We start from the raw sequence: 23,421 nt of genomic DNA, 5'->3' as shown, positions 1-23,421 counted from the left end.
GACTCGCCTAGCGGCTCGTTGCCGGCTCAACCAGCGGGGGTGGGCGACTCGCCTAGCGGCTCGTTGCCGGCTCAACCGGCGGAGGTGTGCCAGCTCAACCAGCGCGGGGAGGGGCGCCTCGCTCCGCTCGGGGCCGGCTCGACCAGCGACGGATTTCGCGGCTGCGCGCCGAGCGCTCCGCAGGTCAGCGACGACGACTAGGCCGAACGCGCCGATCCGGAACCGCTCCGCCGGCGCTCACACCGACGCCGCGCGGGCCCGTCCGAGCATGGCGCGCGCGACGGTGTCGACGTGCACGCCCTCGTCCTGGAACAACAACTGGTCGGTCTTGGCCCGCCGGAAGTGGTGATGCAGCGGGTGCTCCCACGTGAACCCGATCCCGCCGTGGATCTGGATGGCCTCCTCCGCGGCGTACATGGCGGCCCGCGAGGCCAGCACGCGAGCCGACGCGGCCCGCTCGGCCAGATCCGCGTCGTCGAAGCGGTCGACATCCGCGGCGTCGAGGACCGTCGCCTCGGCGAGCTCGGTGGCCACGAGCATGTCGACGAGGCGGTGTTTGAGCGCCTGGAAGGATCCGATCGTGCGACCGAACTGCTGCCGCGTCTTCGCGTACCCCACCGTCATCTCGAGGCACCGGCGGGCGATACCCACCTGCTCGGCAGCCAGGGCGATCATCAGCAGCGACCGCACCCGGCGCAGCCGCGCCTCGAGTTCCGGCCCCGACACCCGGGTCGCCTCGACACCGGTGAACTCGACAGTCGCGAACTCTCGTGTGAGATCCAGGCTTTCACGCTGGTGGCGGCCGATGCCGGCAGCGCCACCGTCGACGACGGCGAGTTCCACACCGGACGCGGTGTGCGCGACGACCACGAGCACGTCGGCCGACGCCGCGTCGAGGACGACGTCCTGCCGTCCGTTCAGGACAAGCGTTCCCTCATCGGTGACCTCCGCACCGATCGACGAGGAGACCACGGCGGGGCCGCAGACGAGCGCGGCGCGCCGCTCCCCGGACGCGATGGCCGGCAGGTGTGCCCGTCGCCCCTCGTCGTCGGCGGCATGGAGCAGGGTGAGGCCGGCCATGATCACCGACGAGAGGTACGGCGAGGAACCGAGACAGCGACCGTGGGCGGTCATCACGACCGACGCGTCCTTCACCCCGTACCCGGCCCCGCCCAGATCCTCCGGAAACGGGATCTCGGTCAGTCCGAGTTCCCGAATCGACGGCCAGACATCCTGCGCCGGAGCGTGTTCCGACCACGCATCGGTGAGGGCGGCTTGCAGATCGCGCTGCTCCACGGTGAGTTCGATGGGCATGTGTACTCCTAGCGGGGTTCGCGCGGCAGTCCGAGGCCGCGTTCGCCGATGATGTTCCGTTGGATCTCGTCCGAGCCGCCCGCGATGCGGTACCCGGGTGCGCCGAGCAGATGCTCCGACCATGCGAACGTGTCGGGCTCGCCGGTGTCGGCGACGATCCGGTCGCCGAGGAACGACGCCGCGGCGTCGCCGACGCGCTTCAGGTTCTGCGTCCACACGAGTTTGCCGATGGAGCCCTCGACGCCCGGCACGGCACCCGCCCGTTCACGTTCGGCGTAGCGCGCCACCATGAGCGCCGCCGCCCGCTCGTAGATCGCGGCATCGCCGAGACGTTGCCGGGCCAGCGGGTCGTCGGACAGTCCGAGACGGTCGACGAGGCGGGCGAGGTCGACGCTGTTGCCGCCAGCACTGACGATCCCGGCGCTCGAGTTCCGCTCGAAACCGAGTGTGGTGAGCGCGACCTTCCATCCGTCGCCCTCGGCACCGACCCGCAGGGCGTCGGGCAGTTCGACGTCGGAGAGGAAGACCTCGTTGAACGTCGACCCACCGGACATCTGTCGGATCGGCCGCACCTCCACGCCGGGCGTGTCCATCGGGACCATGAATGCGGTCATGCCCTTGTGTTTCGGCGCCGACCGATCGGACCGGGCGATGAGCAGACCCCACTCGGAGAACTGCGCGCCAGAACTCCACACCTTCTGGCCGTTGATCCGCCAGGTGTCCCCACTCCGAACGGCTTTCGTCGACAAGCCGGCCAGGTCCGAACCCGCCCCGGGCTCGGAGAACAGTTGGCAGCACAGCTCGTCCGCGCGCAGGAAGGGGCGGACGAACCGCTCCCGCTGCTCGTCGGTCCCGAGTGCGTGCAGGGTCGGCGCCACCAGTTCGACTGTCACCAGGACGTTCTCGTGCCGGTCGGGGGCCTGGTACCCGCGTTCGAGGTTCACGTAGACGCGTTCGTGGCCCGCGGTGAGACCCGGCCCGCCCCAGTCCGGGCCCCAGGTGATCGCGCCGAAGCCTGCGTCCACGCGTCGGGCCTGCCACGCGCGCGCCGCGTCGATCAGCGCACGTTCCTCATCGTGTGTCCGATTGTGGAAGATGGCGTAGGTCGGGTCGTGCTCCTGTGCAGCCCGGGCCGGGAGTTCGGCGTCGAGCCAGGTCCGCGCCTGTTCTTCGTAGTCATCGAGCGTGATCGCGCCCGGTGCGGTCGTCGTCATTCTCGTCGTTCCTGTCCTGCTCGGTCGTGCTGTCCTGCTGGATTTCTCACCGTTCGTGCGCCGCGGAGATGGTCACGGCCTGCATCTGCGGCGGTGTGGTGTTGCGGTCGCGGGTCCAGTCGCGGAGGGCGAACTTCTGGATCTTCCCGCTGGCCGTCTTCGGCAGGGAGTCGACGACGAACACGCTCTCCGGGACCTTCTGCATCGCCATTCCTCTCGCGGACAGGAACTCTCGAACCTCCTCGAGGGTGAGGTCGACGGCGTCCCGGGTGACCACGAAGGCGCACCCCCGCTCCCCGGTTCGGGCGTCCGGCCCGGCGACGACCGCGATCTCGGCGACCGCGGGATGCTCACTCAGTTCGTTCTCCACGTCGTGGGTGCTGATCTTCTCGCCGGACCGATTGATGATGTCCTTGATCCGGCCGACGATGTGGATTCCACCGTCGGCATCGAAGTAGGCGAGATCACCGCTGCGGAAGAATCCGTCGGCGGTGAAGGCCTCGTCGTTGAGCGATGCGTCGAGGTATCCGAGGAAGGTGTCGGGCCCGCGCCACAGCACCTCACCGACGACGCCGGTCGCAGCGATACCCCCGGCGCCGTCGGACACGATGACCTCGGTCGGGGCGAGCACGCGGCCATCGGTCCCGGTACGCAGGCGGGGTTCGTCGGAGCGATTGGCGGACGTCACCGACGGCCCCTCGGTGGCGCCGTACATCCGCGTCACGGTGCCCAGCACCTCGGTGGATCTGGTCACCAGCGAGTCCGGGATGTCGGCACCCCCGCAGATGATGTAGCGCACCGACGGTGTGCGTACGCCACGCGCGACGGCCGCGTCCAAAAGGCCACGTAGGAACGGGGTCGCGAAGATCATGAAGCTGGCGCGCTCCTCGAGCACCCTCGTCAGTGCGACCTCCGGGTCCCACGCGTCCTGGAGCACCACCGGCGCACCGAGGAGGAAGGGCAGGGTGAGGGCGCAGTTCACGCCCGTCACATGCGTCACCGGCGACGGGTTGAACACGACGTCGCGCTCGTTGAGTCCGAACGTGTCGATCATCGACATGTTCTCGAACACGAGGGTGTTGTGACTGTGCAACGCGCCCTTCGGATCGGCGGTGGTCCCCGATGTGTACAGCAGCAGGCATACGTCGTCGGGATCGGCGGGCGGCAGTGCGCGCACCGCCTCGATCATCTCCGGCGTCGCGGACGCGATCAGATCGGCGAGTCCGACGGTCTGGTCGTCGGTTGCCCGGCCATCGGTCGTGACGACCAGGTCCAGTTCCGGAAGTCGTTGTCGGAGACTCGCATACATCGCGACGTGATCGAATCCTCGGTGTGTTCCGGGAACGAAGGCGACCTTGGTGCCCGCCTGGCCGAGGATGAACCCGACCTCGCGTTCCCGGTAGATCGGCACGATCGGGTTGGCGACACCTCGGACCCGATGGATCGCGTGGAAGACGACCACCGCGTCGGCCGAGTTGGGGAGCTGGAACGACACCACGTCGCCCGGCTGCACACCGCGGTCGTGGAGCGCCGCGGCCAGGCGCAGGGATTGCTGTTCCACATCGGCGAAGGTCAGCCGCCGGTCGCCGTCGATGACCGCAACCGTGTCGGGATACCGCGCGGCGGCCCGCTCGAGGAAGTGATCGACCGTCTGGTCGCGCCAATGCCCCGCCGCCCGGTAGCGCACGGCGAGATCGGGACGTGGAGAGTGCGTGGGACGCATGGTGATTCCTCCGGATGCTCTTGCCGATTGCTCGTGACGCGTTCTACAGTAACCCACGTCTCACTAAATATGTACATATTAGTGCCCCCAGAGTCCACTCCCAGAAAGAGACCTCATGGCATCCCAGGATCGACGGAGCCGGCGAGCGGTCGTCGCGGCCGGCATCGGAACGGTGGTCGAGTACTACGACCTGACGGTGTACGCGTACCTCGCGGTCGTGGTCAGCCCGCTGTTCTTCCCCAGCGATGACCCGACCGCCTCGCTGTTGTCCAGCCTCGCCGTCTTCGCGTCGGCATATCTGATGCGGCCGATCGGCGGCATCTTCTTCGGACGTCTCGGCGACCGCTTCGGCCGCAAGCGTGCGCTCCTGGTGTCGGTGATCCTGATGGGTGTGGGCACCACGCTCATGGCCCTGCTGCCCACTTACGCCGCGGTCGGGGTCCTCGCGCCGATCCTGCTGGTCATCGCCCGGTTGCTCCAGGGCTTCTCGGCGGGCGGTGAGCTCGGCGGCGCGCTGACCTACGTCTACGAGATCGTCGGACCGAAGCGTCGCGGTCTGGGCGGATCGATCGTCGCACTGGGCTCGAACAGTGGCTTCGCCCTGGCTGCGATCGTCGTCGCGACCACCTCGGCACTGACCTCCGAGGCCCAGATGGACAGTTGGGGCTGGCGCATCCCGTTCGTCGCCGGCCTACCGCTGCTGGTCCTCTGCCTGTGGCTGCGAACCCGCATCGAGGACTCGCCCGAGTTCACCAAGACCGCCGAACGGCGCGAACTGCCGAAGGCGCCGCTCCGAGAGCTGTTGCGCAGCCAACCCGCCCAGGTCCTGCAGGTCCTCGGGTTGGGTATCGCCCAGAACGCGACCGGGTACATGGTGCTCACCTACATCGGCATCCACCTCGTCCGCGAGGGTGGATACAGTCAGACCGCGGTCACCTGGACCGCCGCCGGCGTGATCGTCTTCATCGCATCGTGTATGCCTTTGGCGGGAATCCTGGTGGACCGCTTCGGAAGTCGGCCCGTCCTCATCGCCGGACTGCTCACCGCCGCCACCCTCGCCTACCCCGCGATGGCTCTGATGACCGGTCACGGTCTGGCGGTGGCCGCCATCGCCTTCGCGGTGTTCGCACTGTGCACCCCGCTGATCCAGGTCGCCACCGCGCCGCTGTTCCCGTCGCTGTTCGACACGAAGGTTCGTCTGACCGGTGTGGCCCTCGGCTTCAACCTGTCGACGGTCCTGGCCGGCGGGACCGCCGCCTACATCGCCACGTGGCTCATCGACCGCACGGGCAACTCGCTCTCCCCCGCCTACTTCCTCATCGGTTCGAGCGCGATCGGTCTGCTGACGCTGTTGACGATCCGACGGAAGCACCGCGGACTCGGCGAGGCCGGTGACGCTGCCGACGACACCCCGGCCGTTCCCGCGCGTACCTGACCCGACCCGGCGTCATCCGGCGCCCGACAACCGAATCCGACGAAACGGACGCGGACCGCCTCTGCACGGTGTGGTCCGCGTCCGTTTCGGCATACTGTTCGAGAACTCAGTTCCTCGAACCCCGGAGGTTCACGTGGCCAGTGGTCTCGTCGCCCTGCTCGATGACATCGTGACCCTCACCCGGGCGGCCGCCGCATCTCTCGACGACATCGGCGCGGCGGCCGGCAAGGCCAGCGTCAAGGCGGCGGGAGTCGTGGTCGACGACACCGCGGTCACACCTCGCTATGTCCACGGTTTCACGCCCGACCGCGAGTTGCCGATCGTGCGCAAGATCGCCCGGGGCTCGATCCGCAACAAGTTGCTGATCATCCTGCCGGTGGCGATGATCCTCAGCCAGTTCCTTCCGCAGGCGCTTCCCTACCTGCTGATCGCCGGCGGCCTGTTCCTCTGCTTCGAGGGCGCCGAGAAGGTCTGGGAGGCGGTCGGCGGCGGCCACCACGCCGAGGAGCAGACCGCCGGTCAAGCCGGTCCGGAGTTCGAGAAGACGATGGTCAGCGGCGCGATCCGCACCGACCTGATCCTGTCCGCCGAGATCATGGTCATCTCGTTGTCCTCCGTCGAGTCCGAACCGTTCTGGACCCGTCTCGCGGTCCTCGTGGTCGTCGCCTTCCTGATCACCGCGCTCGTCTACGGCGTCGTCGCCGTCATCGTGAAGATGGACGACGTCGGGCTGGCACTGGCGCAGCGCGAGTCGCCGACGGTGCAGAAGAGCGGCCGCGGTCTGGTCCGCGCCATGCCCAAGATCATGTCGACGCTGACGGTCGTCGGTATCGCGGCCATGCTCTGGGTGGGCGGCCACATCCTGATCGTCAACGTCGGCGAGGCCGGCTTCCATTGGCCCGCCGATCGGCTCCACGACGTCGAGCACTGGTTCGAAGAGCTGGTCCACGGCGGCTTCGGCGCCGTGCTGTCCTGGACGGCCGGCACCGTGCTCTCCGCCGTCGTCGGCCTCGCGGTCGGTGCCATCATCGTGGCGATCCTGCACGTCATCCCGCGGCGCAAGAAGGACACCGCCGCCGCGCACTGACCCGAGGTCCGTCGACTGGGCGTCGATTCACGTCGACCGTGCACCCCGGGATCACGCGAGCAGTCGCGATAGGCCGATGAGCCCGACGACGACGATCACCCCGCGAAGCGCGCGAGGGGAGAGGCGCCGCCCGTACCTGGCGCCGAGGAAACCGCCGATGAGCGAGCCGACGGCGATGGCCGCCGCGGCCCACCAATCGATCCGGTCGAACGCGACCAGCGTGTACGTGACGGCGGCGACGACGTTGACCACCAGGGACAGCAGGTTCTTGGCCGCGTTCAGCCGTTGCAGGTGGTCCGGTACGACCACCCCCAGGATGCCCATCAAGAGGATGCCCTGCGCGGCGGTGAAGTAGCCGCCGTAGACACCAACGGCGAATGTCCCGAGGGTCATCGCCGCGATCCGCAGGGGACCGAGGTGCGATGGCGTGAGGTCTCCGCCGAGGGACGTGCGAGTGCCCACCCATCTCTGGATGTAGGGCTGCGCGACGACGAGGATCAGCGCGGCGACGAGCAGAATCGGGACCACGGTCTCGAACACCGTCTCCGGCAGATGGAGCAGAAGCCAGCAGCCGGCGATCGCGCCGGTGAACGACGCCGGAATCTGCCACCGGAGGCGCGGCCACTGGCCCTCGAGTTCACGCCGGTATCCCCACGTTCCGGACACCCCGCCGGCGACGAGGCCGATCGCGTTGGACATCGTCGCGGTGACCGGCGGGACGCCGAACGCGACCAGCGTCGGGAACGTGATGAGGGTTCCGCTGCCCACGAGGGCGTTGATCGCGCCCGCCCCGACGCCGGCGACGAGTACGACGACTAGTTCCCAGATGGTCACAGTCTCCGAGGGTGCCTTCCGAGCTATTCGGCGGGTGCACCGGGGTGGTTTCGACGCGCGCTCGAGCACGCAGGCCGGGACCTACTTGTCAGTTGATGCGGTCTCCGGTGGACGGGTCGAAGAGGTGCACCGCACTGTCGGACTGGCGCAGGCGGATACCCTCACCGCGCTTGGCCGGGGCCCGGTCGGCAGACCGCGCGACCATCACCATCGGATCGCCGTCGAGGTTGCGGACCGAGTCGTCGGCCAGGTTGGCGTAGATGTAGGTTTCGCTGCCGAGTTCCTCGAGGAGGGCGACGTCGGCGTTGAGTCCGGTGCCACCGTCGGACAACGCGAGGTGTTCCGGACGGATGCCCACGACCACGGACTCCAGACCGGAACGACGCAGCGCGGCCTGCGCTTCGGCGTCGATGTCCACGGCGGCGCCCGACACGGTGATCACACCGTCGACGACCGGCGCCACGAAGAGGTTCATCCCCGGCGAGCCGATGAACCCGGCGACGAATGCGTTGACCGGGCGGTCGTACAGTTCCGTCGGCGTGGAGAACTGCTGCAGCACACCGTTCTTGAGGACAGCGACACGATCCCCCATCGTCATCGCCTCGACCTGGTCGTGGGTGACGTAGACGGTCGTGGTGCCCAGACGCCGCTGCAGGGCCGCGATCTGGGTACGGGTCTGGACGCGGAGTTTGGCGTCGAGGTTCGACAGCGGTTCGTCCATGCAGAAGACCTGCGGTTCGCGAACGATGGCTCGCCCCATGGCGACACGCTGCCGCTGGCCACCCGACAGCTTCGCCGGCTTGCGGTCGAGGAAGTCGGTCAGGTCGAGCAACCGCGCGGCCTCGGCGACCTTGCGCTTGCGCTCGTCGGCGGGCACGCCCCGCATCTTCAACGCGAAACCCATGTTCTCCCCGACGGTCTTGTTGGGGTACAGCGCGTAGTTCTGGAAGACCATCGCGATGTCGCGGTCCTTGGGCGCGACGCCGACCATGTTGTCGCCACCGATCCGGATCTGACCCGAGTCGATCTCTTCGAGCCCGGCGAGCATGCGCAGGGCGGTGGACTTGCCCGAGCCCGACGGTCCGACGAGGACCACGAACTCACCGTCGTCGATGTCCAGGTTCAGTGAGTCGACGGCGAGTTTGTCCGCGCCGGGGTAGACGCAGCAGGCCTTGTCGTAGGTGATGGAAGCCATGATGTTCTCCGGTTTCTACAAAGGTGTTGTGCGAGTGCGTGTCAGAGGGAATGGATCACTTGATTGCGCCGCGCTGGGACCGGTGGCGCGGCACCGAACTGTGCTGTCACTTGATCGCGCCGAACGACAGTCCACGGACGAGCTTGTTCTGGGCGATCCAGCCGCAGATGACGACCGGCAGCGCGGCGAGCACGGATGCGGCGGACAGCTGCGCCCAATACAGGCCCTGGCCGGACATGAAACCGGTCAGAAACACCGGCATCGTCTGCGCGTTGACCGCGGTCATGTTGACGGCGAAGAAGAACTCGTTCCACGAGAAGATCACGCAGATCAGTGCTGTCGCTGCGATTCCCGGCGAGATGAGCGGGAGGATGACTTCACGCACAGAGGTCCACAGACTGGCGCCGTCGATGCTGGCGGCCTCGAGGAGTTCGCCGGGGACCTCGAGGAAGAACGACCGCATCATCCACACCGCGATCGGTAGGTTCATCGCGGTGTAGAGGATGACCAGCGTCCAGATGTTGTCGAGCATCCCGATCTCGCCGACGATCACATAGAGCGGGATGATTGCGGCGACGATCGGCAGCATCTTGGTGCTGATGAAGAAGAACAGCGCATCCTTGGTCTTGCGTACCGGGCGCAGCGACAGCGCGAACGCAGCCGGCACGCCGAGCAACAGCACCAGGATCGTCGACACGATCGTCGCGAACAAGGAATTCAACAGGGGTGTGGCGATTCCCGCGTCGAAGACGTCGCGGAACTGCTGCAGCGTGGGCTCGAAGAAGAAGGTCGGCGGGTTCGTCGCGGCGTCGCTCTCCTGCTTGAACGCCGTCAGCACCATCCAGAGCACCGGGAAGAAGAACCCGATCGCGAGGATCCAGGTGACGGCGGTGAGGGCTGCCTGGCGCGGTTGTCGACGACGGCGGATCTCGGTGCCGGACTGCGCGTCTGCCTCCCCGGCCGGCGTGCGGTCGGAGCGAATGTCGGTGGTCATCAGGCCGGCTCCTCTGTTCCGGAGAATGATTTGAAGATCAGTCGCAGGGCGAGCGTGGCGACGACGATCGTGCCGATCACCGTCACGACACCCATCGCCGCGGCCTGGCCGATGTCGAAGCCGAGGAACGCGCGCTGGTAGATGTAGTACGACAGATTCGAACTGGAGACACCCGGACCACCGGAGGTCATCATGTACACCGCGTCGAAGGTGTTCACCAGGTAGATGGCCCCGAGCACCGCACCCAGTTCGATGAACCGGCGCAGATGCGGGAGGGTGAGTTCCCGGAAGAGCCGGAAGCTCGTGGCGCCGTCGACGCGTGCCGCTTCCTGGATGTCACGGGGCATCGATTGCAGGCCCGCGAGGATCAGCAGCATCATGAACGGCGTCCACTGCCAGACCAATTCGGCCATCACGCTCATCAGCGGGAACTCCGACAGCCAGTCGGTCTCGATACCGAACGGACTCAGCGCCCAGTTGACGAGTCCGTTGGTCGGCGAGAGCAAGCTCGTCTTCCACAGCAGCGCAGCCGCCACCGGGGTCACCAGGAACGGCGTGATGAGCAGTGTCCGAACCACGCCCCGGCCCAAAAACTTCCGGTCGAGCAGAAGGGCGAACATCAGACCGAGGAGCACCGAGATGAGCACCGTGCCGACGATCAGCAGGATCGTGTTGACCGTCACCCGCCAGAACTGACTGTCGCCGAAGACCGCGACATAGTTGTCGAGACCGACGAACGCACGCGAATCCGGACGTACCAGGTTCCATGACTGGGTGGAGTAGTACAGCGTGAACACGAACGGGATCTGCGTGACCACGATCAAGAAGATCAGGGCCGGCAGGAGCGGGCCGCGACGCCGCCAGCCCTCGGCGCGCGTGACGTGATCACGCGAGGACGTCAGCGGTGCCTTCGGGGTCGTGTCGGGTGGTGGAGTGGAGACTGCGGTGGCCATGATCACTGCTCCCTTTGGTAGGACTTGCCGACGACCTGGGCGTACTCCTGTGCCTGGGCGAGCGCGTCGTCGACACTGATCTGACCGGCGATGGCTGCCGAGATCTGTTGACTCACCCGGGTTCCGAGGTCTTGGAACTCCGGGATCGCGAGGAACTGGACGCCGGTATAGGGCACCGGCTCGAGGGTCGGCTTCAACTGGTTCGCTGCGCGCATCGCGCTCAGTGTCTGCTCGGCGAACGGCGCGGCGAGTTCCTTGTAGGCCGGCAGTTCATACGTGGACAGGCGGCTGCCGGGTGGAACGTGACTGGGCCCCAGGGACTCCGAGACGTACTCGATGTAGCTCTTGCTGGTCATCCACCGGATGAACTTCCACGCCTCGTCCTGGTGCTCGCTGCTGGTGGGGATGCCGAGCGACCAGGTGTAGAGCCAGCCGTTGTCTCCCTTGGCCATACTGGGCGCCGGCAGGTAGCCGACGTCCCCGGCGATCGACGAGGTGTCCGGGCTCTCGAGCACCGACACCGCCGAGGTCGCGTCGTACCACATCGCGACCTGGCCCTGCGACAACAGGTTTCCGCACTCCTGGAAGCCCGACGACGCGGCACCGGCCTCGCCGTGGTTCCGGACGGTGTCGACGTAGAACTTCACCGCCGCGGCGACCTCCGGACTGTCGAGCTGCGCGTTCCAGTCCTCGTCGTACCAGCGGCCGCCGAAGGCGTTGATCACCGTGTTGAGTGGGGCGAGCACCTCACCCCAGCCGGGCTTGCCGCGCAAGCAGATGCCCGCGGTGCGCTCGTTGTCGAGCTTGGCCGCCGCCTCCGCGACCTGTGGCCACGTCGGTTGGGCCGGCAACGACACCCCCGCCTCGGCGAAGAGCTTCTTGTTGTACATCAGGAACGACGACTCGCCGTAGAAGGGCGCCGAGTACATCGAACCATCGTGAGACAGAGCCGTTTTCAGCGTCGGGATGAAGTCGTCGGCGTCGTACTCGGGATCCGCATCCATGTACGGGCTCAGATTCACGAGCCAGCCGTACTCGCCCCACATCGGGGTCTCGTAGTTGCTGATCATCACGACGTCGAACTCACCGCCGCCGGTGGCCACCGATGCGGTGATCTTGGCCCGCGCCTCGTTCTCGGAGAGGGTCACGAATCGCACCGTGACGCCGGGATTCTGCTCCTCGAACTGCGTGGACAGCTTGACCGCGTCCTGCATCTGCGAGTTGGAGACCATCGCGACGGTGATCTCGCGACCACCGCCGCCGGTGAGTGAACCGGCGCCGGAGCAGCCGGTCAGCACCAGCGTCACGGTCGCGATGATCGCACCCAGCGCCCATCGCACTCGGTGTCGGGAGAACATCATTGTTCGCCTTTCTCTTGCACCACAAGCCATTCGGCGGTGGCGAGGTCGGTGACGAGAATGGTGGCGTAGCCACCGCGCAGTGCACCGAGGATGGATTCGCGACGGTGTGTGCCACCGGACACGAGGATCGATGTCGGGCAGGCCCGGACCGCGTCGAGCGACACCGAGACGGTCCGATCGACGAGACTGGAGGGCACCGCGACGCCGTGCGCGTCGTAGAAGCGTCCGCCGATCTCTCCGACCGCGCCGAGTTCCAGGAGTTCGTCGAGGACGACGGCATCGATGAACGAGCCCTCGAACAATGTGGTCGACGTCGACACCGACCCGACGCCGAAGAGCATCACCTGTGCACCGCGTGCCGCCGAGAGCGCCTGCGACAGAATCGAATCACGGTTCACGGCGGTGACCGTCTCCGGGTCGACATAGAGCGGTGCGACCAGCCGCAGCGGACGGGCATGAAGACGTTCGGAGAACCGGGACAGTGCATGGTCGACGCCGGTGTGGTACTCCACCGAGGTCATCGAGCCGTCCATCTGCACGACCCGCTGACACGACGCCGATGCGGCCATGGCGTCGGCGACAGCCACCTGCTCCGGCCCCCAGGTGAATCCGAAGGTGTCGGTCGCCTGGATGCGGCGGGTGAGCACCGAGGCCCCGGCGCGGCCGAGCGCGGCGTTGCCGGTGGTGGTGCCGTCGGCCACCTCGTCGATGATGAGCACCTCGTCGAGACCCAGGGTCTCTTCCACCGCGCGTTCGAGATCGGTGTGGATCGAGGCCGAGAGGTGCGCCGGCGCAGCCACGGACACGCGGACGAGGCCTTGCGCCCGGGCTCGCGCCACCAGCCGACCGGCGGTCGGCCGCGAGACGCCCAGGCGTGATGCGATCTCGGCCTGGGTGAGCCCCTCGAGGTGGTACATCGTCGCGGCGCGGACGAGAAGACGCAGGTCTTGGCCGGAGTCGGGAGTTCCGCGCGAGGCCGCGCGGACTGTCGAGACGGACGGCTCGCCGTCGTCGCTCGTCGACTTCCGAGGTGCCATGGTCGCGTGCCCCGTCCCTGTCGTCGCCGTCGCCCGTTGAGCCAACGACGGTGAGCATCTGCTCACTGGCGGTCAATGTGCTCAATAAGCTAGCATCCGGGTGTGACCCACGCAACAACCGATCGCCCCATAGCGGACGTTCCTGACGCCATGCGCGCCGCCGTCCTGCATCCCGATCTCTCGGTGACCACCGAAAGTCGCAGGTCGCCGCACCCGGAGCCCGGTGACGTCACGGTGGCCGTACGCGCGGTGGGGGTCTGCGGGTCCGACACCCACTACTTCCGGCACGGACGGATCGGCGAGTACGTGGTCCGCGAACCGCTCGTCCTCGGTCACGAGGCGGCCGGGGTCGTCGTCGCCGTCGGGGAAGGGGTGGACCCGGGCCGGGTCGGCGAGCGGGTGTCCATCGAACCGCAGCGTCCCGACCCGACCACAGCGGAGAGCAGACGCGGTGACTACCACCTGTGCCCACACATGCGGTTCTACGCGACGCCTCCGGTGGACGGCGCCTTCGCCGAATTCGTGACCATCGGAGCCGATTTCGCGCATCCCGTGCCACCCGAGGTCTCCGACGAGGCCGCCGCCTTGTTCGAGCCGCTCTCCGTGGGCATCGCCGCGATGCGCAAAGCCGAGGTGTCGGTGGGCGGCTCGGTCCTGATCGCCGGCGCGGGTCCGATCGGCCTGATGGTGGCGCAGGTCGCCCGGGCGTCCGGTCTCGCGCGCATCGTCGTCAGTGAGCCCGATGAGCAGCGACGTTCTCGCGCAATCGAATTCGGTGCCACCACGGTGATCGAGCCCGGAACCGGGAGCGAACCCGTCGATGCCTTCGTCGATGCCAGCGGTGTCGCGGGTGCGGTCCGGGATGGACTGGCCCGGGTGCGTCCTGGCGGGCGCGTCGTCCTCGTCGGGATGGGCGCCGACTCGATGGAACTGCCGGTGTCGCTCATCCAGAACCGCGAACTGGTGCTGACCGGGGTGTTCCGCTATGCCAACACCTGGCCGACGGCTCTCGCGCTGGTCCGGAGCGGCGCCGTCGACCTCGATGCTATGGTCACCGCCCGGTTCGGACTCGACCAACTCGCCGACGCGCTCGACTCCGATCGCACACCCGGCACCATCAAAGCTGTGGTCTACCCGTCTCTTTCGAGATACCTGCCCGGGCCCGCCGATACCGCCCTGAACGAGACGGAAGGAACTCGTCGATGAGCACACCCCTGAACAACGAGACGATGTCGGGCCTCGCCGGCGTGGACGTCCCGACCTACGACCGTTCGGGCGTCACCCCCGGGATCGTGCACTTCGGTGTGGGCGCGTTCCACCGTGCACACCAGGCGATGTACCTCGACCATCTCCTCGCCACCGACGCGTCGGCGAGCGGGTGGGGCATCTGCGGGGTCGGCGTCCGTACGGCCGACGCCGCGATGCGCGACGCCCTGGGGCCGCAGGACGGACTGTTCACACTCACCCTCAAACACCCCGACGGCGCCGTCGAGACCTCGGTGATCGGATCGATCGTCGAATACCTCTACGCTCCAGACGATCCTGAGAAAGTCATCGAGCGGCTCAGCGACCCGGCGACACGCATCGTCTCGCTGACGGTGACCGAGGGCGGCTACAACTTCTCACCGTCGACCGGCGAGTTCGACGCCACGAACCCGGACATCGTCGCCGACCTCGAGGCCAGTGCGCGGCCGCGCACCGTCTTCGGACTGGTGACCGAGGCACTCGCGCGGCGCCGGGACCGCGGTGTCCCGTCGTTCACGGTCATGTCGTGCGACAACATCCAGGGCAACGGACACATGGCACGATCGACCTTTCTTGCCTATGCGCAGCTACGCGATCCGGAACTGGCCGCGTGGATCGAGACCAACACCCGGTTCCCGAACTCGATGGTGGACCGCATCACCCCCGCGACCCCGCCCGGACTGGCCGCCGAGGTCGCTGATCGCACCGGTGTCGACGACAACTGGCCGGTGGTCGCCGAGCCCTTCACGCAGTGGGTGCTCGAGGACGACTTCTCGATGGGACGCCCCGCACTGGAGCAGGTGGGAGTCCAGGTCGTCGAGGACGTCACCCCGTACGAGCTGATGAAATTGCGACTGCTCAACGCCGGTCACCAGGCGCTGTGCTACTTCGGATATCTGCTCGGGTACCGCTACGTCCACGACGCGGCGTCCGACCCGGACATCGAGAACCTGTTGCGCCGGTACATGACCGAAGAAGGAGCCACCACCCTCCGTCCACTTCCCGGCGTCGACGTCGAGGAGTACATCGACACCCTCCTCGAACGTTTCGCCAACCCGGCGATCGGTGACACCATCGCGCGCCTCTGCCAGGACTCCTCCGACCGCATCCCGAAGTGGCTGGTCCCGGTGATCCGCGAGCGCCTCGAACGGGACCAGCGAAGCGACCTCGCCGCTGCGGTCGTGGCGAGCTGGACCCGCTACGCCGAGGGTACCGACGAGGCGGGGAAACCGATCGACGTCGTCGACCCGCTTGCGGCCGAACTCGTTCCGCGAGCGCAGCGGTCCCGCACCGACCCGCTGGCCTTCGTCGCCGACCCCGAGCTGTTTGGGACCCTCGCGCAGGATCCGCTGTTCACCACTCCGTATCTGTCGACGCTGGAGTCGTTGCGCAGCAAGGGAGCCCGCGCGACGCTGATCGACCTGCTCGCATGACGACGCTGGTCGCCGGGATCGATTCGTCGACCCAGTCATGCAAGGTGGTCGTCTGTGACGCCGACACCGGGCAGGTGGTGCGCACCGGACACGCTCCGCACCCCGCCGGTACCGAGGTGCACCCGGATCACTGGTGGGACGCACTGTGCGCTGCGGTCGCCGCCGCGGACGGCTTCGACAACGTCTCCGCGGTGTCCGTGGCGGGCCAGCAGCACGGCATGGTCTGTCTGGACGGGAACGGCCGGGTGGTCCGGGAAGCGTTGCTGTGGAACGACACCCGTTCCGCACCGAGCGCTGCTGCTCTCGTCGACGAGTTCGGCGGGTCCGAGCAGTGGGCGCGCTCGGTCGGGGTGGTGCCGGTGGCTTCCATCACCGCGACCAAACTCCGCTGGCTGGCCGACCACGAAGCGGCGCACGCCGACGCCACGGCTGCGATCTGTCTTCCGCACGATTGGCTGACCTGGCGACTGCGCGACAGTCGCGACCTCGCCGAGTTGACGACCGACCGCAGCGACGCCTCCGGCACCGGCTATTTCAGCGCGGCGACCGGCGAGTACCGAACCGATCTGCTCGACGCCGCGTTCCGCGGCCGTCGACCGCTTCTGCCCCGGGTCCTCGGCCCCGCGGAACGGGCCGGCGTCACGCCGTCCGGCGTCGTCGTGGGCGCCGGCGCGGGCGACAACGCCGCAGCCGCACTGGGACTGCACGCCGGCCCCGGGGATGCCGTTGTCTCCCTGGGCACGTCGGGCGTGGTCAGCGCCGTCGGCGACGTGGCGCCGAATGATCCGTCGGGTCTGGTGGCCGGGTTCGCGGACGCGACCGGGCGTCACCTGCCTCTGGTCTGCACCCTGAACGGCGCCCCGGTGCTGGCGTCGACCGCGTCGATGCTCGGCGTGGACCTGGCCGAGTTCGCCCGGTTGGCCATGTCGGCTGAGCCCGGCGCGGGTGGCGTCACGATGGTGCCCTACTTCGCCGGCGAGCGCTCGCCGAACCTCCCCGACGCGACCGGCACGCTGACGGGGCTGACCGCGGCCAACTTCACCCCGGCCGCGATCGCCCGCGCGGCCGTCGAGGGCCTGGTCTCGTCGCTGGTGTTCTGCCGCGAACGGATCGAGCAGCAGGGCATCGACGTCGAGCGTGTGCTGCTCACCGGCGGTGGCGCGAAGTCGGCTGCGGTGCGCCACATCGCACCGGGTCTGTTCGGCGGCGAGGTCGTCGTCCCCGCCGACGGCGAACACGTGGCGCTCGGTGCGGCGCGACAGGCCGCGTGGGCCCTGACCGGTGAACTGCCCGCGTGGGAGACATCGACCCAGACGCTCACCGGGACGCCCACGCCCGAGGTGTACGCGCACTACCGGGAGGCCTCGCTCATGGTGGAACGCGAGGCGGGGCGGTAGGACTGCGGCGGCCCGGATACGCCGAACGTCCGGCGGCCGTGCGCACTTGCCGGGACAATGGCCCGGGGTCGGTACACAACCGAGGAGTGAGCGATGGTCGATTGGGACGGTGACCGGTACGCGGACGTGAGCGCCTTGCAGCGCATGGTCGCCGAGGAGTCGATCGGCGACCTCGAACTCGCCGGGACCGAACGCCTGCTGGACATCGGGTGCGGCGACGGCTTCATCACGATGCTGCTCGCCGACCGGCTGCCGTCGGGCTCGGTCGTCGGCGTCGACGCCTCGCGCCGGATGATCGAACGCGCGCTCGTGCGGGTCCCGGCGGACCTGCTGCGCGTCCAGTTCCACGTCGACGACGTGCTTGCCCTGCCCTTCGACGACGACTTCGACATCGCGGTGTCGTTCAACGCGCTGCACTGGGTGCACGACCAGGTGGCGGCGCTGCAAGGAATCGCGCGCAGTCTCGTCGACGGCGGTCGGGCGGTGCTGCAGATGGTGTGCGCCACCGAGAGACCGAGTATCGAAGACGTGGGGATGGAGGTCGCGGCGCAACCGGAGCGGAAGCGCTACTTCGACGGCTTCGACGCGCCCTACGTCCACGTGGAACCATCGCGGTTCGGGGAACTCGCCACCGACGCCGGGTTCATCGTGGACGACCTGACGGTGAAGGATCTGAACTGGCAGTTCGAATCGGTCGACGACTTCCGAGCCTGGTTCGCGGTCGGGGCGTCGGATTGGACGAGCCGCCTACCGGACAGTGCAGTCGACGACTTCGTCGACACGGTCATCGACCGCTACACCGACGTCGTCGGCGAACCCGCACTGTTCCGGTTCAGTCAGTTGCGCGCCTCGTTGTCGAAACCTGCTCGCCTCGAGAACCTTTCCTGACCTCCGGTCACCCCGGCCCCTGATCCGAAAGAACCTCAGCCACACCGGCCCGTCCCGCTCCCTGAGGAGCGCCCGGAGCCTGCGGAGGGCGCGTCACGAAGGGTCTGCCGCGCATCTCACCAGGACCCTTCGTGACGCTCGCAAGCTCGCTCCTCAGGGAGCAAGAGGGGTCGCAAGCTCGCTCCTCAGGGAGCAAGAGGGGTCGCAAGCTCGCTCCTCAGGGAGCAAGAGGGGTCGCAAGCTCGCTCCTCAGGGAGCAAGAGGGGTCGCAAGCTCGCTCCTCAGGGAGCAAGAGGGGTCGCAAGCTCGCTCCTCAGGGAGCAAGAGGGGTCGCAAGCTCGCTCCTCAGGGAGCAAGAGGGGTCGCTGCCTGCACCCTCACGCACAGTCAACGGGGCGGGGGTCAGTCCGGCACGTAGTTGAAGGTGTCCGGATCGGGACCGATGCGCTCGTCGTTGTTGAGGCGGTCGATCTGGGCGACCTCGTCGTCGGACAGTTCGAAGTCGAACAGTGCGAAGTTCTCCTCGACGCGCGAGCGGGTCACCGACTTCGGGAAGACGATGTCGCCGCGCTGGATGTGCCACCGCAGGGTGACCTGCGCGGGCGAGCGGTCCTTGGACTTGGCGATCTCGGTGATGACCGGGTCGTCGGCCACCTTGCCCTGGGCGATCGGGGACCATGCCTCGGTGGCGATGCCGTGCTCGGAGTTGAACGCCCGCAACGGGTTCTGCGACAGATACGGGTGCACCTCGATCTGGTTCACCGCGGGTACGACGTCGGTCTCGTCGAAGAGACGCTGTAGATGCGCCTGCTGGAAGTTCGACACGCCGATTGCTCGCGCCTTGCCGTCGACGTAGGCCTTCTCGAGCGCCTTCCAGGTCTGGACGTAATCGCCCACCTCCGGCAGTGGCCAGTGGATCAGGAAGAGGTCGAGCTGCTCGACGCCGAGGTCGGCAAGGGTTCCGTCGAGCGCCTTCAGGGCGTCGTCGTAGTCGTGGAAGCCGTTGTTCAGCTTGCTGGTGATGAAGATGTCATCGCGCGGAATGCCCGAATCGCGGACCGCTTCGCCGACGCCCTTCTCGTTGCCGTACATCTCCGCGGTGTCGATGTGGCGGTATCCGACCTCGAATGCGGTCAGAGTTGCTTCACGCGTGTCCTCCGGCGGAACCTGGAAGACTCCGAAACCCAACTGCGGGATAGTGATTCCGTTGTTCAGTGTGATGTTCGGGACTGCCATGAGCACTTGTCCTCTCTCTAGGGGTCGTCTACACCTGCCCCGCACCCGCGCGGCGGGCGGTGTGGGGCCACGCTGTGGTTCAAGGCCGCCGGCCCGCCCTGGTATTCCCGGCCTGGTCACGAACGGGTGCCACCGTCGCCGAGCACCCGGCCGAGGAAATCCGGCGACAACGCTGCCGGAGCGGGACGGTCACCGGCACGAACACTGCGGGCGACGTCGTCGACGAGCCGGGTGAACTCGTCGCCGCCATCCAGCGGAAACCGAACCATGCCCGACGCTGCGCACTGCGCCAGGACAGCCAGGGTGTGTGCGCGTGCCTCCTGCGTCCGACCGGCCGCAGCGAGACACACCGCCAGTAGTCGTCGCGCCCGCAGAAACGCCCGGTGGCGGCCACTGCCGGCCAACCGGTCCACCCACTCCTGCGCCCACCGACAGGCGACGTCAGGGGCTTCGGCGGACTCGCCGGCGTCAAGCATCAACCGGATCGCGGTCTCCGCATGGAGCTGCGCGACGATCGCCGCGATGCCGCGTGTCGGCACCTCGGCGCCGGCATCGACGCGCGCAGACACCCTACGACGAGCCGGCAGGTGCCTCATCACCTGCTCGTTCTCGGCGACGGCACGCAGCCGTGGGGTGTCGAGCCGCTCGGCGATGTCCACGGCTTCGTCCAGGTAGGACGCCGCGACCGCCCGGTCACCGTGGCACAACGCCACGCGCGCCCCGACGAGGTGGCGAGCCTCGATCATGTCGACGACGCCTTCGGCGGCCCCGATGAAGAAGCTCTCGTCGAGCAGTCGTTCGGCCTCGGACACATCACCGCGCTCGTACCGGACCGCCGCGAGAAGAGCGCTGGCGAGCTGCGCACCCTGCGACTGGGTCGACGAACCCTGTTCGCGCGACAACCGGAGTCCCGTACGGAAACATGCTTCGGCACGGTCGAGGTCGAGCTGCTCGACGTAGGCGAGCCCGTCGAGGCCGTAACCGTACATGACCGCGTACGGACCGGTGTTACGTCGGTGTGCCGGGATCGCGCGTTGTTGCCAGCGGTGAGCCTCGTCGAAGTCGAATCGCAAGGTGGCGCTGAGGGTCCCGACATTGTGGATGGCCGACACGAGGAACGGCGACAACCCGTCGAGGTCGTCGGCCAGGCGCGCCACCAGTTCGTCGAGCCCGTCGAGCCGGTCGGAGATGGCGCGCACGCACGCCTCGGCGATGTCGGCCTCACGCCGAATCCCCAGGGCAGCATCGGACCTCGCCCGTCGCTCGAGTGCGACCCGCGCCCGTTCGAGGGAGGCTTCGGCGAGCGCGGCGCGGTGCAGGAGAAGGTTCGCCCACGCGAGCTGCATCTGCAAGATCGGGTTGGCCGCCACCGCCACGGGCGGCAACTTCTCCATCAATGTGATCAGGGTGGTCATTCGCGAGTGTTCGATGAGTGACCGGCCGTCGGTTTCGACGAGTTCGATGGCGCGGTCCGCGTCACCGGCGGCGAGCGCATGGTCGACCGCCTCGGTCAGCATCCCGTGCCCCGCGAACCACTCCGACGCCCTGCGGTGCAGTTGCGGAATGAGTTGCGGCTCATCCCGTTCCAGCCTGCGTCGCAGGAACTCGGCGAACAGGGAGTGGAACCGGAACCATTCGCCGGCCTGGTCGACCCGGGTGAGGAACAGGTCACGGAGCTCGACCTCCTCGAGCATGGCCTGTCCGCGCGCCTCGCCGCTCAGCGTGGTCGCGAGATCGGCGCAGATCCGTTCCGGCAGCGAGACGGTGAGCAGGAAATGCAGGACCTCCGGTTCCAGCACGCCCAGGACGTTCTCGGCGAGGAAGTCACCGATGGCATGGTGGCGACCGGAGATGTCGCCGATCAGCTCGCCGGGATGCCCGGATCGGCGCAGCGACACGCATGCCAGTTGCAGCGCCGCGACCCAACCGTCGGTCGATGACCACAGTTCGGCGACCTCGTCGCCCCGCAGGTCCAGACCGGCGACATCAAGGAGGAACCGCCCGGCTTCCGCCTCGTCGAAACACAGTGCTTCCATGTCGATCTCGATGATCTCGTCGTGGACGTGCAAACGACTGACCGGGAGGCCTCGCCGGGTTCGGCTGGTCACGATCACCTGCAGGTGATGGCAACCGTGTTCGAGCAGATAGTCCATCACCCCGATGACCGTCGGGTCCGTCACCCGGTGCCAGTCGTCGACGATGAGCGCGATGCGCCGGCCGTGCGCGTGGACCTCGTTGATCAACGATGTCAGCACGTACTCCTCGGCGCGATCGCCGTGCTCCTCGACCGCCGCGGCGCAGTCGCCGACGGCGTCCGGGGCCGCCCGGCGCAGTGCCTCGACGAGGTCGGCGAGAAACCGTGCGACGTCGTTGTCGGTGTCGTCGACCGTCAGCCACGCCACCGGTACGCCGTCGACGGCGAGCTCCTCGGCCCACTGGGCCGCGACCGTGGTCTTCCCGTAGCCGGTGGGTGCGTGGATGAGCGTGAGACGGCGCAGCTTCCCGTCGCGCAGTGTCTTCAGGAGTCGGGTCCTGGTGACCTGCGCCCGAGGCCGGATGGGTGGGCGGAACTTCGTCGACGGCATGGGCAGCGTCATCGTCGTCCGCCGCCGCCGCGGCGTCGTCGAGGTGGCAGGCTCCGAGGACCCGTCCGGCAGTGCCATCCCGTCGAGTGGCACCCCGAGCCGCCGCTGCGCGTTCCGCAGTTCCTCGCCCAGCCCTGCCGCCGACCCGGAGCGGTCCGCGGGTTCGCGCGCCATCGCATGTTCGATGCAGCCGGACACCTCCGCGGGGAATCCGGCCGACGTGAGATCGGGAACTCCTTCGCTCGCGACGCGGAGGAAGTGCGCGACCACTTGCTCCCCGCTGCGCCTCTCGAACGCCGCGTGGCCGGTCAGCGCACAGAACAGGGTCGCGCCCAGCCCATAGACGTCGGAGGTCACCGATGGCGTCGCACCGGCGAGGAGCTCGGGCGCGGTGAAGGCGGGCGAACCGGTGACCAGATCGGCGTCGGTCTCGAAGCCGCCGGAGATCCGGGCGATGCCGAAGTCGGTCAACTGGGGTTCGCCGTATTCGGTGAGCAGGATGTTCCCCGGCTTGATGTCGCGGTGCAGGGTGCCCGCCCGGTGGGCCGTCTCGAGCGCACCGGCCACCTTGATGCCGAGCCGGAGCACATCGCGCCAGTCGAGCGGACCGTCCCTGCGGATGCGCAGGTCCAACGACGCGTGGGGGTGGTATTGCATCACGATGAACGGAAAGCCCTCGGGCGTGGACCCGACCTCGAGGATGTTGACGATGTTCGGGTGCCCGGAGAGTCGCCCCATCGCACGCTGCTCACGCACGAACCGCTCGAGGTTCTGGGCGTCGAGGTGGTCGGTCAGCACCTTGACCGCGACATCGCGGTCCAATGCGGGTTGGCGACAGCGATATACGGCACCGTAGCCACCACGACCGATCTCGACCGGATCGGCGAAACCTGCTTCCACCAGTTCACCGGCGACGTCGCGGACGGCATCGCGTTGTGTGGTCAGCGGATCGTTCTCGGCCATGACGTGCCTCGATCGCAGGTCGATCGCGTGGTGCCCTGTCCAGCCTACTCACGCAGACCCCGAACACCCGGGTTTCGTTCTCGAACGGGGTACCCGCGCAGCGGACCGCCCACACCGATTGCGCCCTGCGTTTCCCAACGGTCCTCATCTGTGACAGAGTTGACGGGCGGCCATCGGTCTTGGTGGTTGCGCACACTGAAGAAAGAAGTACAGCAGTATGGCACAGGGAACCGTCAAGTGGTTCAACGGCGAAAAGGGCTTCGGCTTCATCGCTCCCGACGACCAGGGCGCAGATGTCTTCGTCCACTACTCCTCGATTCAAGGTAGCGGCTTCCGCAACCTCGAAGAGAACCAGCGCGTCGAATTCGACGTCGAGCAGGGTGCCAAGGGCCCCCAGGCTACCAACGTCAGCGCGCTCTGAGCTCCTGACTTTCGCGAAACGCCCCGGACGGCCAGTCGGTCGGATGGGGCGTTTCGTCGTCTCCGGACCGAACATCATCTGGCCGGACCGGTTACACACGAAAGTC

General features: G+C 67.8%; 18 protein-coding genes. 7 read left to right on the top strand and 11 right to left on the bottom strand.

Annotation, left to right across the window (positions count from 1 at the left end; translation table 11 throughout):
* Positions 1–237: 237 nt before the first annotated feature.
* From KB201_RS22180 to KB201_RS22170, 3 genes are read right to left on the bottom strand one after another with little or no spacing between them, the layout of a single operon-like run.
* A complete protein-coding gene (locus tag KB201_RS22180; RefSeq protein WP_159371662.1) occupies positions 238–1,314 on the bottom strand; it encodes an acyl-CoA dehydrogenase family protein in 1,077 nt (358 codons plus the stop codon).
* Between the two features lie 8 nt (positions 1,315–1,322).
* A complete protein-coding gene (locus KB201_RS22175; RefSeq protein WP_159371663.1) occupies positions 1,323–2,528 on the bottom strand; it encodes an acyl-CoA dehydrogenase family protein in 1,206 nt (401 codons plus the stop codon).
* 46 nt (positions 2,529–2,574) lie between these two features.
* Positions 2,575–4,251 carry an AMP-binding protein gene (locus KB201_RS22170; RefSeq protein ID WP_159371664.1) on the bottom strand — a complete coding sequence of 559 codons (1,677 nt, stop codon included), beginning with the start codon at positions 4,249–4,251 and terminating at the stop codon, positions 2,575–2,577.
* A gap of 115 nt (positions 4,252–4,366) precedes the next feature.
* On the opposite strand from KB201_RS22170, the gene KB201_RS22165 reads away from it, so the two are divergent.
* Both KB201_RS22165 and KB201_RS22160 read left to right on the top strand, forming a co-directional pair.
* Positions 4,367–5,686 carry an MFS transporter gene (locus tag KB201_RS22165; RefSeq protein WP_159371665.1) on the top strand — a complete coding sequence of 440 codons (1,320 nt, stop codon included), beginning with the start codon at positions 4,367–4,369 and terminating at the stop codon, positions 5,684–5,686.
* Between the two features lie 133 nt (positions 5,687–5,819).
* Positions 5,820–6,773, top strand: coding sequence for a DUF808 domain-containing protein (locus KB201_RS22160; protein ID WP_159371666.1), 954 nt, complete (start codon positions 5,820–5,822; stop codon positions 6,771–6,773).
* Between the two features lie 51 nt (positions 6,774–6,824).
* Here KB201_RS22160 and KB201_RS22155 read toward each other — a convergent pair whose 3' ends face one another.
* From KB201_RS22155 to KB201_RS22130, 6 genes are all read right to left on the bottom strand, one after another.
* Complete coding sequence (locus KB201_RS22155) at positions 6,825–7,607, bottom strand: sulfite exporter TauE/SafE family protein (protein ID WP_159371667.1); 783 nt, start codon at positions 7,605–7,607, stop codon at positions 6,825–6,827.
* Positions 7,608–7,695: 88 nt separating this feature from the next.
* The gene (locus KB201_RS22150) at positions 7,696–8,802 is read right to left on the bottom strand and encodes an ABC transporter ATP-binding protein (protein ID WP_058252812.1); all 1,107 of its coding nucleotides are present in this window, start codon (positions 8,800–8,802) and stop codon (positions 7,696–7,698) included.
* A gap of 106 nt (positions 8,803–8,908) precedes the next feature.
* Entirely contained in the window at positions 8,909–9,796 is an 888-nt protein-coding gene (locus tag KB201_RS22145) for a carbohydrate ABC transporter permease (RefSeq protein WP_078112570.1), read from the bottom strand.
* Positions 9,796–10,749 carry a carbohydrate ABC transporter permease gene (locus KB201_RS22140; RefSeq protein WP_058252870.1) on the bottom strand — a complete coding sequence of 318 codons (954 nt, stop codon included), beginning with the start codon at positions 10,747–10,749 and terminating at the stop codon, positions 9,796–9,798. Before KB201_RS22140 ends, KB201_RS22145 begins: the two co-directional genes overlap by 1 nt.
* Positions 10,750–10,751: 2 nt before the next feature.
* Complete coding sequence (locus KB201_RS22135) at positions 10,752–12,110, bottom strand: sugar ABC transporter substrate-binding protein (RefSeq protein ID WP_159371668.1); 1,359 nt, start codon at positions 12,108–12,110, stop codon at positions 10,752–10,754.
* Positions 12,107–13,147 (bottom strand): sugar-binding transcriptional regulator, encoded by a 1,041-nt coding sequence (locus KB201_RS22130; RefSeq protein ID WP_159371669.1) that lies wholly within the window; start codon positions 13,145–13,147, stop codon positions 12,107–12,109. The genes KB201_RS22135 and KB201_RS22130 overlap by 4 nt, the downstream gene beginning before the upstream one ends.
* Positions 13,148–13,297: 150 nt before the next feature.
* On the opposite strand from KB201_RS22130, the gene KB201_RS22125 reads away from it, so the two are divergent.
* The 4 genes from KB201_RS22125 (at position 13,298) to KB201_RS22110 (ending at position 18,110) form a co-directional block, all read left to right on the top strand.
* Positions 13,298–14,353, top strand: coding sequence for an NAD(P)-dependent alcohol dehydrogenase (locus KB201_RS22125; protein ID WP_159371996.1), 1,056 nt, complete (start codon positions 13,298–13,300; stop codon positions 14,351–14,353).
* Complete coding sequence (locus KB201_RS22120) at positions 14,350–15,825, top strand: mannitol dehydrogenase family protein (protein ID WP_159371670.1); 1,476 nt, start codon at positions 14,350–14,352, stop codon at positions 15,823–15,825. Before KB201_RS22125 ends, KB201_RS22120 begins: the two co-directional genes overlap by 4 nt.
* A complete protein-coding gene (xylB, locus tag KB201_RS22115; RefSeq protein WP_159371671.1) occupies positions 15,822–17,222 on the top strand; it encodes a xylulokinase in 1,401 nt (466 codons plus the stop codon). The genes KB201_RS22120 and xylB overlap by 4 nt, the downstream gene beginning before the upstream one ends.
* Before the next feature lie 93 nt (positions 17,223–17,315).
* Positions 17,316–18,110: a class I SAM-dependent methyltransferase gene (locus KB201_RS22110; RefSeq protein WP_159371672.1), complete on the top strand. Its 795-nt coding sequence runs from the start codon at positions 17,316–17,318 to the stop codon at positions 18,108–18,110.
* Positions 18,111–18,512: 402 nt separating this feature from the next.
* On the opposite strand, the gene KB201_RS22105 is transcribed toward KB201_RS22110, so the two are convergent.
* Together KB201_RS22105 and KB201_RS22100 are read right to left on the bottom strand one after the other, a co-directional pair.
* Positions 18,513–19,346, bottom strand: a complete 834-nt coding sequence (locus tag KB201_RS22105; RefSeq protein ID WP_159371673.1) for an aldo/keto reductase — start codon at positions 19,344–19,346, stop codon at positions 18,513–18,515.
* Positions 19,347–19,462: 116 nt separating this feature from the next.
* Positions 19,463–22,894, bottom strand: coding sequence for a serine/threonine-protein kinase (locus KB201_RS22100; protein WP_159371674.1), 3,432 nt, complete (start codon positions 22,892–22,894; stop codon positions 19,463–19,465).
* Positions 22,895–23,111: 217 nt separating this feature from the next.
* Here KB201_RS22100 and KB201_RS22095 point away from each other — a divergent pair, with 217 nt between their 5' ends.
* Positions 23,112–23,315 carry a cold-shock protein gene (locus KB201_RS22095; RefSeq protein ID WP_058252822.1) on the top strand — a complete coding sequence of 68 codons (204 nt, stop codon included), beginning with the start codon at positions 23,112–23,114 and terminating at the stop codon, positions 23,313–23,315.
* Positions 23,316–23,421 lie beyond the last annotated feature (106 nt).

Origin of the sequence: Gordonia sp. SCSIO 19800 (genome assembly GCF_018132775.1) — a bacterium.
In the GTDB taxonomy this organism is placed as follows: domain Bacteria; phylum Actinomycetota; class Actinomycetes; order Mycobacteriales; family Mycobacteriaceae; genus Gordonia; species Gordonia hongkongensis.
Note: the sequence above shows the minus strand (reverse complement) of the source record. Positions and strands in the feature narration are given on the sequence as shown.